Origin of the sequence: Roseobacter sp. HKCCD5988 (assembly GCF_037830355.1) — a bacterium.
Taxonomy (GTDB): Bacteria; Pseudomonadota; Alphaproteobacteria; order Rhodobacterales; family Rhodobacteraceae; genus M30B80.
On record NZ_JBBLYJ010000003.1, the window covers coordinates 183557 to 194525 of the forward strand.

Annotated in this window: 13 protein-coding genes; 6 read left to right on the forward strand and 7 right to left on the reverse strand. The window is 57.2% G+C overall.

Features of this window, described 5'->3' with window-relative positions:
* Positions 1–6: 6 nt before the first annotated feature.
* The 6 genes from AAC636_RS12320 to AAC636_RS12345 all read right to left on the reverse strand — a co-directional run bounded on the left by AAC636_RS12320 (position 7) and on the right by AAC636_RS12345 (position 4220).
* On the reverse strand, positions 7–783 hold the full coding sequence (locus AAC636_RS12320; protein ID WP_340301717.1) for a DUF1223 domain-containing protein: 777 nt from the start codon (positions 781–783) through the stop codon (positions 7–9).
* Positions 784–922: 139 nt separating this feature from the next.
* The gene (locus AAC636_RS12325) at positions 923–1381 is read right to left on the reverse strand and encodes a methyltransferase family protein (RefSeq protein WP_340301718.1); all 459 of its coding nucleotides are present in this window, start codon (positions 1379–1381) and stop codon (positions 923–925) included.
* Positions 1378–2160 carry a glycosyltransferase family 25 protein gene (locus AAC636_RS12330; RefSeq protein ID WP_340301719.1) on the reverse strand — a complete coding sequence of 261 codons (783 nt, stop codon included), beginning with the start codon at positions 2158–2160 and terminating at the stop codon, positions 1378–1380. The genes AAC636_RS12325 and AAC636_RS12330 overlap by 4 nt, the downstream gene beginning before the upstream one ends.
* Positions 2157–3209: a glycosyltransferase gene (locus AAC636_RS12335; protein WP_340301720.1), complete on the reverse strand. Its 1053-nt coding sequence runs from the start codon at positions 3207–3209 to the stop codon at positions 2157–2159. The genes AAC636_RS12330 and AAC636_RS12335 overlap by 4 nt, the downstream gene beginning before the upstream one ends.
* A complete protein-coding gene (locus AAC636_RS12340; protein ID WP_340299139.1) occupies positions 3206–3355 on the reverse strand; it encodes a hypothetical protein in 150 nt (49 codons plus the stop codon). Before AAC636_RS12340 ends, AAC636_RS12335 begins: the two co-directional genes overlap by 4 nt.
* Before the next feature lie 4 nt (positions 3356–3359).
* A complete protein-coding gene (locus tag AAC636_RS12345) occupies positions 3360–4220 on the reverse strand; it encodes a glycosyltransferase family 25 protein (RefSeq protein ID WP_340301721.1) in 861 nt (286 codons plus the stop codon).
* On the opposite strand from AAC636_RS12345, the gene AAC636_RS12350 reads away from it, so the two are divergent.
* Entirely contained in the window at positions 4219–5073 is an 855-nt protein-coding gene (locus AAC636_RS12350; protein WP_340301722.1) for a glycosyltransferase family 25 protein, read from the forward strand. The two genes, AAC636_RS12345 and AAC636_RS12350, sit on opposite strands and share 2 nt — an antisense overlap.
* Before the next feature lie 47 nt (positions 5074–5120).
* Here the strand turns inward: AAC636_RS12350 and acnA are convergent, their stop codons facing one another.
* On the reverse strand, positions 5121–7808 hold the full coding sequence (gene acnA / locus AAC636_RS12355) for an aconitate hydratase AcnA (protein ID WP_340301723.1): 2688 nt from the start codon (positions 7806–7808) through the stop codon (positions 5121–5123).
* A gap of 179 nt (positions 7809–7987) precedes the next feature.
* Between acnA and ccmA the strand changes: the two genes are divergently transcribed.
* The 5 genes from ccmA to AAC636_RS12380 are packed head-to-tail and all read left to right on the forward strand — an operon-like array spanning position 7988 to position 10813.
* A complete protein-coding gene (gene ccmA / locus AAC636_RS12360) occupies positions 7988–8611 on the forward strand; it encodes a heme ABC exporter ATP-binding protein CcmA (protein WP_340301724.1) in 624 nt (207 codons plus the stop codon).
* Positions 8608–9264 carry a heme exporter protein CcmB gene (gene ccmB, locus AAC636_RS12365; RefSeq protein ID WP_340301725.1) on the forward strand — a complete coding sequence of 219 codons (657 nt, stop codon included), beginning with the start codon at positions 8608–8610 and terminating at the stop codon, positions 9262–9264. Before ccmA ends, ccmB begins: the two co-directional genes overlap by 4 nt.
* 57 nt (positions 9265–9321) lie before the next feature.
* Positions 9322–10050, forward strand: a complete 729-nt coding sequence (locus AAC636_RS12370; protein ID WP_317655136.1) for a heme ABC transporter permease — start codon at positions 9322–9324, stop codon at positions 10048–10050.
* Positions 10047–10238 (forward strand): heme exporter protein CcmD, encoded by a 192-nt coding sequence (ccmD, locus tag AAC636_RS12375; RefSeq protein WP_340255649.1) that lies wholly within the window; start codon positions 10047–10049, stop codon positions 10236–10238. The genes AAC636_RS12370 and ccmD overlap by 4 nt, the downstream gene beginning before the upstream one ends.
* Complete coding sequence (locus AAC636_RS12380) at positions 10238–10813, forward strand: DsbE family thiol:disulfide interchange protein (RefSeq protein WP_340301726.1); 576 nt, start codon at positions 10238–10240, stop codon at positions 10811–10813. Before ccmD ends, AAC636_RS12380 begins: the two co-directional genes overlap by 1 nt.
* Positions 10814–10969: the final 156 nt, after the last annotated feature.

Here is a 10969-nt window from a genome sequence, read left to right on the forward strand (position 1 = left end):
CCCCGTTTATTGAGGCGCCCGTGCAGCCCCCATCACAGGGCCAAGCGCACCAGCGCCAAGGCGGGCCTGCACCACCACGGCCAAATCCATCTCTGCCTCTGCCGTGATCGTGCGCACAAACGGGGCGCGGCCATCCCAATCGCCCAAGATTTCCAAACCCCGCACCACATTGCTGTAATGAGCATCACGCCCCGCATTCTCGCCACGGGTGATATCCACCTCAGCACGCGGGGTATAGCGGATCACCTGCACCACCATTGGCGCAGTCTGCGTGGTTTGCGCCATCAGGCGATAGCCGTCTGCACTGCGAATAAGCTCGACCGCAACAGGATATCCCTGCGCAGCATGGGCGCGGATCAAATCGGCCAATTCCATCGGCTGGGCCCCCACCAGATGATCATGCCCCCCCACGACCATATGCGGCGTATAAACCCGCCGTCCCCCTGCGGCGCGCACATAGGCCTCTTGGCGGCGCGAGAATTGAGGTTGGGCGAATGTGTCGGGCCAACCTATATAATCCCAATAATCCACATGCAGACCCAAGGGCAAAACATAGCCCCGCGTGGCCAATTCATTGAGCAACGCATCCGCAGGCGGGCAAGAGGAACAGCCTTGCGAGGTAAACAACTCCACAACAACAGGGCCTGTTGCGGATAATTGCGCCTCGGCCATTTTGGGGGAAAGCGCCATGATGGCTAAAACCGCAAAACAGAGCGCCTGCACCATGGGGCGCAGGCCAATGACCATCCGACCTAGAACCATTTGCAGCAGCGAGCCTGTCATCATCATCCCTCTTGCACTGTCCCCTTTCACATAGGCCGCTTTTCGCGACTGCGCCAATCAAGCCTTTGCGAGCCACGGTAATATTCCACCCATGCCACAACTATGGCCGCGATTGTTATCGAAGGAAACCAAAGAAGCGTTAAATCCAACGCGGCGTGGTTTGAATATAGCGCAGGCCCTCAACGCCGAACGCGTGGCGTAGCCCCTCCTCCTCAGGGGCAGCAAATCGTTGATCCACCATCCAAAAATAGAGATAGGGGATTAAGACAGGCGATAGCGCACCCAAAACCAATACCCACCCGATTAAAATCAACACCATGCCTAAATAGATCGGGTTGCGGCTATATTTGAACGGGCCAGATGTGATCAAAGCCTTTGGGGTATGGCGCGGTTCAATCGGTGTTTTGGCCCGATAGAAAAACCAAGCCGCCCATAAGATCACGGCGACCCCCACAGCGGTGGTCAGACACCTGCCCACACGAAACACGGGGCTAAAGGCCATGATCAGGGGCAATTCTCGCGCCAAGATCCACGCCACCGCTGCGGCAAGGAACAGCCATATCGGTGGAATATCAATATAGGCCCGTAACGCCCTCATAGCGTGATCTTTGGCCAATCGCGCGCAGGCGCAACATGCAGCCTTGTGCCCGGGTGCCGCAACTGACGCCACCCCATGACGATCTGCCCCCAAATCCGCCGCGCCCGAAACCCAAGCGCCGCCATGCCCGACACCGGCAAGCGCGGCTTTTCAACGGCATCAATCAAAGATCGGGTTTCAAGCGCCTGCGGCACCCCATATTGCGCGCAAATATCCAATTGCACCGCCAAAGCAGGCACAGCCTGATAGCTGCGCATCCCATATGTGGAGGAGATAATTGCATCCGATGGCCCACCCACACGCAGCGCGTGATCAAGCATCAGCTTTGCCCCCTTAGGATAGGCGATATAAGCCGCAGAACCCGTTCGATCCTGCCACAGGCGCAGCATCGGGGCCGCTGGATGCAAGACACGGCCCAAAACCTTTTTGCGACCGCGCGTCTCAAGCGAGATGTGATCGACATCGGTCAGCCCAGCAACATCCGCGAGAAAGGCGGGCAAATCCGCGGCCAAGGTCGCGTCATCCTCTAAAATCAAATGCGCGACATCCGCCGCAATCACAGCGCGCCACGCGGCCATATGCGAAGCGCAAAGCGCCATTTCTGTCACCCGCAAGGGGCGCTGCCACCGATGCCATACAGGATCATCGGCAGGCGGGGTTAACGTGTCGGGGGTGATCGCCTCAATCCGCGCCCAGTCCAGACCGAAATGATCCATCTGCGCGGCCATAAAGGCCATACGATCCGTGGCCGTTGACATATTGATAATCAAAACCTTCATCGGCCAAAATCCATTGCAGACAAATCCCCGTCAATCAGCGCCAAATATTGCGCCACAACTCGGGATTTGGTGAATTTCTCGGATAATTGCGCTTGGCCCGCTGTCACCAATTGCGCGGCCAAGTCTGGCTTGGCCCGCAATCGCAAGAGCGCCTGTGCCATTGCATCAACATCGTCAATATCAACAAGCAGCGCATCCTTGCCATCCTCACAAAACCATGACGGCCCCTCGCTGCGCGTGGCGACAACAGGGGTGGCACTGCGCCATGCCTCGAGAATGACATTCCCAAGCGGTTCATGGCGCGAAGGCATGACATAGGCATCTGCGCTGGCCACAAGATGCATCGGCTCCTCGACCCAACCCAAAAAGCGAACGCGATCTATCACCCCAAGATCACGGGCAAGCGCCTCAAGCGCGGGGCGTTTTTCGCCCTCACCCGCGAGCCATAAATACGCGCCCTCCACCTGTGCGAAGGCACGGATCAGCGTGTCAAACCCCTTGCGGTGGATAAACCGCCCCGACCCGACAATCAAAAAGGCACCGTCAGGCGTGTCATAGGTGGTGCGCGCAATAGCACGCGGTGTCACCTCGCGCACGAAATTGGAAATCACCCCAAGGGGACGCTGCCAGCCCAAATTGCGGCAAGCCTGCGCAATACCGGGCGTATTGGCAACGATCACATCATTGCGTGCGAAGTTTTTCAAATGGCGCGGATAATCCCCCAAGCGCGTGATCCGCACGCCCCCACCCGATTGGGGCAAGAGTTTCGAGGCGCGCGACATCCATGCAAATGTCGCATCTGGCCGCCACGCCGCGCGCATCTGGCGCAAGCGCCACCGCAGCCCAAGGGATTGTGGGCTGAGAAGCCGAAAATTGGTTTCATAAATCGCGCCAAGCGGGCGAAGATCCTCGGCCCAAGCCCGATTGGGGCGGATCACAAAACGCTGCTCAACCCCCGCTTCTGCCAAAGCCTGACACAGATTGACAAAGAACCGCTCCGCCCCGCCATCGGTACCAAAATGCATATGGATCACGCGGCGTCCGGTCATCGCTGCGCCTTTTCTTCGGCCAGATTTTGAAAAAGGATTACATATTGCCCGATCACTGCCTCATGAAACCCTTGGGTCAGGCGAAGGAAGAACCGCTCTGTGCCACCATCGCGCCCCATCATGATATGGAAGATCCATTTGACCACGCGCCTATAATCCCTTGGCCCGTGCGCGCGCCAAGTGCAGGCGGTAATTCACGCGATACCGCCCAAAGCGCCACAGCCTGACCCAAATCGGGTCCTTCTGCGCCATTTTTTTGCGGCTATCGCCGACTGTGCCATCGCTCGTCTCTTGCGCGCCGATGGCAATCGTTTGCGGCGCAATCATCGCCACGCGCAAATCAAACTCCCAAAAATGCTTATGATCTTCATCGACAGGGCGGAAAATCGGCGGCACTTTGGCCAATATTTTTTCGGCCCCCACCCGCGTCAGAACATAGCCCAAAGTGGTAGAGGGAACGCGATCAGGGCGACCCAGCGTAAAGCCCTGCCCAATCGTCTGCGCCTGATCAAGGCGCACAGGCTTGAACGAAAAGAGCTTTACCATATCCCATGCCGCGGGGCGCTTTTGCAAATCATCCTGCAAGGCGGATAGGGTCGCGGCAAAGTCACCCGTGATGCGCAGGTCATCCTCTAGAACCACCGCGGCCTCAGCCCCGCTTTCCAACAGCCATTCAGCGGCCTTGATGTGGCTGAGGTAACAGCCAATTTCAGGCGGCACCAAATCATGCCGCGCGTAGCGGCGATTGGCGCGCACATCATAGACGCGGGCCAAGTCGCCTTCGGACAGCGCCCGACCATTCACCGCAGGCAGGCGCGTCCATGCGACACCCGCGCCGTTCAACTCTGCGCCAACACGGGCGAGCCGCGTTTCATTACTGTACATATTGATGACGTAAACAGGCCAGTCTTGCACGCGCGCCGCTCCTTTATCCTTGAGAATGGCATAGCCCAGCCACGGGTTTGAACACAAGCGCCGCGCATCATTGCTTGCCCCAAGAGCCGCTTTCATGACAAATGCGCCGCAAGCAGAAATCACCCCAGAGGCGCGCATGGCGCAAAATATCCCAATCTATGTCATTAATCTCGACCGCCGCCCCGATCGGCTCGAGCGGATCGGGGATCACCTGCGCGAGCGCGGCGTGACCTTCATTCGTCATTCCGCCTGTGATGCACAAAGCGCGGATGCCGCCCGCATAGATGCTGTGATTGCGGAATATGGCCCCTTGGGGCGGCTTGGTTTGGGTGACCGCGCCTGCACAGTCAGCCATACCGAGGCTTGGGCCGCCTTTCTGCAAACAGACGCGCAGTTCGCCCTCTTTTTAGAGGATGACATCTATCTCGCAGCTGATCTGGCCTCTGCGGTGATGACCTCTGATTGGATCCCGCGCGGCACCGAGGCGATCAAACTTGAGAAATTCAACGAAGGCATATCCAAACTTTTACTTGGCGCGCAAATTGGTCAAACTCCCTCAGGCCGCGCGATCCACCCGATGCGTTCGCGTCATGTCGGGGGTGGGGCCTATATCCTGTCGCGGCGGGGGGCGGAATTGGCCCTGTCTTGGCGCGGCAAGATGCGGGTGCCGATTGACCATTTACTGTTCAATGACACGGTCAGCCCCATTCGCCGCGCTTTGGCCGCTAGCATCATTGTGCCCGCGATGGCGACACAGCGCGCCTATGCCTATAATTCTGATATCTCAGGCCTTGGCAAAGCAGTGCGCCCCAAAGGATGGGCCAAAACATGGCGCAAACTCAAACGCGGCAGCGCCGAAATAAACCAAGCCCCCCGCCAAATCTGGCAATGGGCCACGGGGCAAGCGCGGATTGTCGAGGTAGAATTCGCCGAAAACCCACCCAAATAAAAAGCCCCGCGCGATGCGCGGGGCTTTTGGTTTCACTGTGGCGAGGCCTACGCTGCGCGGGCGAGGTTGCGCAGAACGTAATGCAAGACGCCGCCATTCTCGATATATTCGATCTCAACCGCCGTATCGATCCGACATTTCAGCGTGATCGTTTTCACGCTGCCATCGGCATAGGTGATATCACAGGGCACTTCGGCCAAGGCTGTGATTGTATCCAGGCCCTTGATTGCCACGGTTTCATCGCCCGTCAGACCCAAGGTCTTGCGGGTGTCGCCGCCTGTGAATTCGAACGGGATCACCCCCATACCAACGAGGTTGGAGCGGTGGATGCGCTCAAAGCTTTCCGCGATCACGGCCTTGACACCCAAAAGGGCGGTGCCTTTTGCAGCCCAATCACGGCTTGAGCCCGCGCCATATTGCTCGCCCCCAAAGATCACCAAGGGCGTGCCTTGCTCTTGATAGGCCATTGCCGCGTCAAAGATCGAGGTCTGCGCGCCATCTTGGCCTTTGGTATAGCCGCCTTCAACTCCATCCAACATCTCATTCTTGATGCGGATATTGGCGAATGTGCCGCGCATCATGATCTCGTGGTTGCCACGGCGCGCGCCATAAGAGTTGAACTCGCGCACAGGCACCTGACGCTCGATCAGATATTGACCCGCAGGGGTGGTGTCCTTGAACGACCCTGCAGGGCTGATGTGGTCTGTGGTGATCATATCGCCCAAAAGCGCCAGAACCTTGGCCCCTTCGATATTCTCGATCTTATTGGTGTCCATCGTGATGCCTTGGAAATAAGGCGGGTTCTGAACATAGGTCGAGGTCGCAGGCCAATCATAGGTCTGCTGATCAGTGGTTTTGACCCCCTGCCATTTCTCATCGCCTTTGAACACATCGGCGTATTTGGCTTGGAACGCTTCGCGCGTCACAGTGCGCTCAACTGTTTCTGCCACTTCTTGCGTGGTTGGCCAAATATCCTTGAGATAAACATCACGACCATCTGGGGTCTGGGCAATCGGGTCATTGGCCAGATCAATATCCATCGTGCCCGCAATCGCATAAGCCACGACCAGCGGAGGCGAGGCGAGATAGTTTGCGCGCACATCGGGGCTGATACGACCCTCGAAATTACGGTTCCCTGACAGCACCGCGGTGGCGACCAAATCGCCCTCGGCAATTGCCTCAGAAATCTCTTTCTGCAGCGGGCCAGAGTTACCGATACAGGTGGTGCAGCCATACCCCACAAGGTTAAAGCCGACCTTATCAAGATCTTCTTGCAGGCCTGCGGCCTCAAGATAGGCAGATACAACCTGGCTGCCTGGCGCAAGCGATGTCTTGACCCATGGTTTACGGGTCAGGCCCAATTCAGCGGCTTTGCGCGCCACAAGACCTGCGCCAATCATCACATAAGGGTTCGATGTGTTGGTGCAGGAGGTGATCGACGCAATTACAACCTTGCCTGATTCCATGCTGTAATCTTCGCCTTTGACGGCGACCTGCTTGCCCAAAGGACGCTTGAACGTCTCTTCCATTTCCTTGCGGAAGGCGGATTTTGCGCTCGACAGCGCCACATAATCTTGTGGGCGTTTTGGGCCAGAAATGGCAGGCACGATCGTGCCCATATCCAATTCCAACGTGTCGGTATAAACGGGCGCGTAATTCGCATCGCGCCAGAACCCGTTTTCCTTGGCATAGGTTTCGACCAAGGCGATAACCTCTTCCTCGCGGCCCGTGTTGCGCAGATAACGCAGGGTTTCATCATCAATTGGGAAGAAGCCACACGTCGCGCCATATTCAGGCGCCATGTTGGCGATGGTCGCGCGATCCGCCAAAGGCAGGCGATCCAAACCTTCGCCGTAGAATTCAACGAATTTGCCAACCACGCCTTTCTTGCGCAGCATTTCTACAACTTTCAGCACAAGGTCAGTGCCTGTCGTGCCTTCCACCATTGCGCCCGTCAATTTAAAGCCAATCACTTCGGGGATCAGCATCGAGATCGGTTGACCAAGCATTGCGGCCTCTGCCTCGATACCGCCAACGCCCCATCCCAATACAGCCGCGCCATTGACCATGGTGGTGTGGCTGTCTGTGCCAACAAGCGTATCAGGATAGGCGACCAAATCGCCGTTCTGATCCACATCCGACCAAACCGTTTTGGCCAGATATTCAAGGTTCACTTGGTGACAAATCCCCGTGCCAGGAGGCACAACGCGGAAATTGTTGAATGCGTTCTGGCCCCATTTGAGGAAGGTGTAACGCTCCATGTTGCGCTCATATTCGCGATCCACATTCATCTGGAAGGCGCGCGGATTGCCAAATTCGTCAATCATCACGGAGTGGTCAATGACCAAATCCACGGGGTTCAGCGGGTTGATCTTGTCAGGGTTGCCGCCAAGCGCCTTGATCCCGTCCCGCATCGCGGCCAGATCCACCACCGCAGGCACGCCTGTGAAATCCTGCATCAAAACGCGGGCGGGGCGATAGGCGATCTCGCGCGGGTTTTGACCACCCAACTTGGCCCATTCAGCAAAGGCCTTGATGTCATCGACACTGACCGTCTTACCATCTTCGAATCGCAGCATATTCTCCAGCACCACTTTCAACGCGGCAGGCAATTTTGAGAAATCGCCAAGCCCCGCGGCCTCAGCGGCGGCGATGGAATAATAGGCATAGGTTTTCCCCCCTGCCGTCAGGGTCTTGCGGGTCGCGGCGCTATCGTGGCCTACGGTGATGGGCATATTTGCCTCCCTCATCGAAAAAACGGGTTGAACGGTCACGGCCTTAGCCCTTGCTTTTTGAAGTGGCAATGGGGGTTGGCCGCGTTTGTATGCCGTTGCATACATTTTTTAACAGGCAGGCGCAAGCATTCCTGTTTGCACGCTTTCCAAATTCTTAAATTCCGTTTAGCTGTGAAGCTATGATGTTGGAAATCACCTCTCTGGCCTGCGCGCGCGGCGCTATGCAAGTGTTGCAAAATGTTGACCTCACCCTCTCTGCGGGCGAAGCCGTGGTGTTGCGCGGGCCGAATGGGGCAGGTAAAACCACGCTGTTGCGGATCATCGCGGGGCTGGCCCCCGCCCTGTCGGGGCAGATCAGTTGCGCCAGCGATAGCATCGCCTATAGCGGTCACGCAGACGGGATCAAAACCAGTCTAACCGTGGCGCAAAACCTGAATTTTTGGGCAGGTGTTTTTGGACAACGTGATATCACGCCTGCGCTTGATGCGTTTGATCTGCATGATCTGCGTAACCGCCCTGCAGGCGAAATGAGTGCGGGTCAAAAACGCCGCCTCAGCCTTGCGCGGCTCTTGGTGACGGGGCGCCCCATTTGGTGCCTTGATGAGCCGACAGTGTCGCTTGACCAAGAAAATGTCGCGCGCTTTGCTGCCGCCGTGCAGGCGCATTTGGCCCGTGGCGGGGCCGCATTGATTGCCACTCATATTGATCTCGGGCTGGCCGAGGCGCGAATTTTCGACATCAAACCGTTCATGTGCAAAAAGCTAGCCGAGACTGACCCGTTTTCGGATTGGGGGGCGGCATGATCGGTCTTTTGATACGCGACTTGCGGTTGGCCGTGAAAGCGGGGGGCGGCTTTGGCCTTGCGCTTGCTTTTTTCTTGATCGTTTCCGTTCTGGTGCCGTTCGGGATCGGGCCAGAAACGGGCTTGCTGCGCGAGGTGTCGGGGGGCGTTTTGTGGCTTGGCGCGCTTTTGGCCTGCCTCTTATCACTGGATCGGATCTTTGCCCTTGATTGGGAAGATGGCAGTCTTGAACTTCTGGCAACCTCCCCCCTGCCCCTTGAGATGGTCGCAATCACCAAATCTGCGGCGCATTGGATCACCACGGGGCTGCCCTTGGCCTTGGTGGCGCCGCTTTTGGGTCTGTTGTTGAATTTGCCCGAAGACGGGTTTCTGTGGCTTATCATCTCGCTTTTGGTGGGAACGCCCGCCCTTTCGGCCATTGGCACATTTGGCGCGGCTTTGACGGTGGGGATGCGGCGGGGCGGATTGTTGCTGTCGCTATTGGTTCTGCCGCTCTATGTGCCCAGTTTGCTCTTTGGGTCGATGGTCGTCTCAAATGGGGCCTCTGGCGAGGCGGTTGGCACCCCTTTGGCCCTATTGGCGGCCATCAGTCTGGGCAGTTTGGCGATTTTGCCCTTTGCTTCGGCCTCTGTCCTCCGCGTCAATCTGCGCTAGGCTGCCGCTATTTCAGCCCCTTGTGGCCTTGCGGCGCTGCGACTAATCTCTGCGCTTATGAGCATCTGGGAATACGCAAATCCGCGAAAATTTATGTCGCTGTCGGGCGCGGTTCTGCCATGGGTGACGGCCCTTGCCGTTGCGATGGTGGTGGGTGGGCTGATCTGGGGGTTTTTCTTCACCCCGAATGATTTTCGCCAAGGCGCGACTGTCAAAATCATCTATATCCATGTGCCTGCCGCGATTATGGGTTCGGGCACATGGTTTATGATGTTGGCCGCCTCGTTGGTTTGGGTCATTCGCCGCCACCATGTCAGCGCCCTCGCGGCCAAGGCCGCAGCCCCCGTTGGGATGGTGTTTACGCTGATCGGCCTGTTCACAGGCGCGGTCTGGGGGCAACCAATGTGGGGCACATGGTGGGAATGGGACCCAAGATTGACCGCATTTTTGATCCTGTTTCTGTTCTATCTGGGCTATATGGCGCTGTGGGCGGCGGTCGAAAACCCCGATACGGCCGCAGACCTGACCGCCGTTCTGTGCCTTGTTGGCACGGTCTTTGCGGTGATTTCGCGCTATGCGATTTTGTTCTGGAACCAAGGCCTGCATCAAGGCGCATCGCTGTCGATGGATGCCGAGGAAAATGTCGCCGATGTCTTTGCCTATCCGCTTTGGATTTGCATTATCGGCTTTGGCCTTTTGTTTATCTGCCTTGTGCTGTTGCGCACGCGCACTGAAATTCGCGCCCGCCGCCTCAGCGCCCTGATCGCGCAGGAGCGAATGGCATGACACCTTTCATCTTTCCCGATCTGGGATCATACGCGGTTGAGGTCCTATCTGCCTATGCAGGGACATTGGCGCTTTTGCTGATCTTGGTGGCAGGCTCTGTTTGGCAGGGGCGCAAAACGCGGATCAGGCTTGAGGAATTCGAAGCGCGCCGCACGGCCAAGCGTCAAAAATCTACGGAAAACCTGTGATGAAATTTCGTCCGATGATGATTGTGCCTTTGGCCGTAACGCTTGGGTTTTTCGGGCTTGCGGCGGTGCAACTGAGCCGCACGGAGGACGCGCGCAGCATCGGCGTTGACACGGCCGCCCTCCCCTCCACGCGTGAAGGCCGCGTGGCCCCGCATCTTGATCTGACGGCGCTTGACGACACGCCGCTTCTGACCCGTGCCGATCTTGAGGGCAACGGGCTTATCATTCTGAATTTCTTTGCCAGTTGGTGCCCACCCTGCCGCGCCGAGCATCCGACCCTTACCGCATTGGCCGAAGCAGGAAACCCGCTATTTGGCGTGAACTATCGCGATCAATTGGGCCAAGCGCGTGCTTTTTTATCTGAATTGGGCAATCCCTATGACCGCATCGGTCGCGATGAAGAAGCGCGAAATGGGCGCGATTGGGGCGTGGTTGCGATGCCCGAAACCTTCTTTATCAATTCCGAAGGTGTAGTGGTTCTGCATTTCCGTGGACCGATCACTGATCGCGTACTGAGAAACCAAATCCTTCCAGCTCTTGATGACGCAGGTCACACGTTAATGTTGTCTCAATAGGCAATCTTGCCAACATACTGTGCGTGTAAATTGGTATTCTTCTATGTATGATTGGACTCCTACACACACATTCCGTCAGGATTTTTATTTTTTAAATGACTAAACTTCAACGCATTGCATCTATATCTGACCTGAGGGAGCGAGCACGTAAACGCC

Bases quoted from the DNA above. Each gene is read 5' to 3' on its own strand.
- AAC636_RS12320 (WP_340301717.1), bottom strand. From the start codon at position 783: ATGACAGGCTCGCTGCTGCAAATGGTTCTAGGTCGGATGGTCATTGGC.
- AAC636_RS12325 (WP_340301718.1), bottom strand. From the start codon at position 1,381: ATGAGGGCGTTACGGGCCTATATTGATATTCCACCGATATGGCTGTTC.
- AAC636_RS12330 (WP_340301719.1), bottom strand. From the start codon at position 2,160: ATGAAGGTTTTGATTATCAATATGTCAACGGCCACGGATCGTATGGCC.
- AAC636_RS12335 (WP_340301720.1), bottom strand. From the start codon at position 3,209: ATGACCGGACGCCGCGTGATCCATATGCATTTTGGTACCGATGGCGGG.
- AAC636_RS12350 (WP_340301722.1), top strand. From the start codon at position 4,219: ATGACAAATGCGCCGCAAGCAGAAATCACCCCAGAGGCGCGCATGGCG.
- AAC636_RS12345 (WP_340301721.1), bottom strand. From the start codon at position 4,220: ATGAAAGCGGCTCTTGGGGCAAGCAATGATGCGCGGCGCTTGTGTTCA.
- acnA (WP_340301723.1), bottom strand. From the start codon at position 7,808: ATGCCCATCACCGTAGGCCACGATAGCGCCGCGACCCGCAAGACCCTG.
- ccmA (WP_340301724.1), top strand. From the start codon at position 7,988: ATGATGTTGGAAATCACCTCTCTGGCCTGCGCGCGCGGCGCTATGCAA.
- ccmB (WP_340301725.1), top strand. From the start codon at position 8,608: ATGATCGGTCTTTTGATACGCGACTTGCGGTTGGCCGTGAAAGCGGGG.
- AAC636_RS12370 (WP_317655136.1), top strand. From the start codon at position 9,322: ATGAGCATCTGGGAATACGCAAATCCGCGAAAATTTATGTCGCTGTCG.
- ccmD (WP_340255649.1), top strand. From the start codon at position 10,047: ATGACACCTTTCATCTTTCCCGATCTGGGATCATACGCGGTTGAGGTC.
- AAC636_RS12380 (WP_340301726.1), top strand. From the start codon at position 10,238: ATGAAATTTCGTCCGATGATGATTGTGCCTTTGGCCGTAACGCTTGGG.